Here is a 1,563-nt window from a genome sequence, read left to right as displayed (position 1 = left end):
AAAGTATGAGCCGTAAAGGCGAGTGCTGGGACAATGCCCCGATGGAGCGTTTCTTTGGTAGTTTGAAGTCCGAGTGGGTGCCTGAAGCGGGCTACCAACTGGAGCATGAGGCCCGGGCAGATGTGCAGCGCTATGTCTCGCGCTACAACATCAGCAGGCCTCACAGCTATAACGACTACAGGTCGCCGGTCGTGAAGGAAAGGTTGGCGGCGTGAACCGTAATCAGTGTCCAAGATTACTTGACCAGTTCAAGCCCCCTCCCACAGTGACAGCGTTAAGCCTTAACTGACTGGCATTAGGGCTTGCCCCCTTGTGTCTTAAGTCAGGAATAAACTGAGGGTGAGAGCGGTGAGTAGCAAGCTGAATGCCCCGAGTGCTCAAAGCACGTGTGGGAGCCCATGCTGCTACTCACCTCTCCGCTCTGGACATGAGCCCGAACAGTTGAACGAGCCCACCTCGAACAGTTACAAGCGTGGGCCAAGCCAGAGCGCTCTCACCCTGAGTGTAAGAGGATTTGGCCATGTTTTCCTATTCAGCAGGCATTGATGTTTCCAAAGACAGCCTCGAGGCTCGGATTCATTTACTTGAGGCTGGGGTAAGTTGTTCAAATACTGAGAAAGATTTGCCGGCGCTGATTGGATGGCTGCGGCTTTACCAGGTCAGCCGCGTGTTGGTGGAAGCGACGGGCGGTTACGAGCGAAACGTTGTTAAAGCGGCGCAAGCGGCTGGCCTTCAGGTCATTTGCGTTAACCCTCGTCGCGCCAAAGCGTTTTCCAGAGCGATGGGCCAAAAAGCCAAAACCGACCCGATAGACGCAAAGTCTCTTGCACAATTTGCAGCCGTCATAGACTCGCCAAGCGCCCGAATCACAAGCCCTGAGCATGAAAGACTGCGCGCATTGGTCCAGCAGCGAGAGCATTTTGTTCAGCAAAGAGATGACGACAGGCGGCGCCTGAAAACGGCGTCCTGCGATGCGGTGAAGCCTGCATTGCAGAGCCATATCGAGTATTTGAGCGCAGCAGTGGAAGCGATAAATCAGCTGATTCGTCAAAGTGCGAACGAGCTAGATCGCGAAAAGGTGGCTCGACTGTGCTCGGTCAAGGGAATTGGGCTGATTACGGCCAGCAGCCTTATGGCTTACCTTCCCGAGTTGGGCGAAATCGGGGGACGCCCGATCGCGGCACTTGCAGGCCTCGCGCCCTACAACAACGACAGCGGAAAGCACAAAGGTGCACGCCACATTAGTGGCGGAAGATTTGCAGCCCGCCGCTCACTGTATATGGCCTGCTGGGTGATCATTCGGGACCAGCCGGAATTCCAAGCTCGATACCAGTTGTTACGTGATAAAGGTAAATGCGCCAAGGTTGCACTGATCGCCTGTATGCGCGTTTTATTGGTACGCCTGAACGCGATGCTGCGTGACGGCACTGAATGGAAAGAGCACACCGCTTAGCACGGCAGCAGCTCTTTCGTTCAGCATTGCATGGCCTAGAGCTGTGGGAGTCTTGCTGCCTATGAATATGACTTCTGAATTGAATCCATTTAGACAGTTGCTCCCACATT

At 54.5% G+C, this 1,563-nt stretch carries 2 protein-coding genes; both read left to right on the top strand.

Annotation, left to right across the window (positions count from 1 at the left end):
* On the top strand, nt 1-215 hold a 215-nt coding region (locus C9383_RS06965), incomplete at its 5' end, for an integrase core domain-containing protein (protein ID WP_146164705.1).
* A 305-nt stretch (nt 216-520) separates the two neighbouring features.
* The gene (locus tag C9383_RS06960; protein ID WP_090365966.1) at nt 521-1,453 is read left to right on the top strand and encodes an IS110 family transposase; all 933 of its coding nucleotides are present in this window, start codon (nt 521-523) and stop codon (nt 1,451-1,453) included.
* Nucleotides 1,454-1,563 lie beyond the last annotated feature (110 nt).

Origin of the sequence: Pseudomonas palleroniana (assembly GCF_003031675.1) — a bacterium.
Taxonomy (GTDB): Bacteria; Pseudomonadota; Gammaproteobacteria; order Pseudomonadales; family Pseudomonadaceae; genus Aquipseudomonas; species Aquipseudomonas palleroniana.
This window is presented reverse-complemented; position numbering and strand designations above follow the sequence as displayed.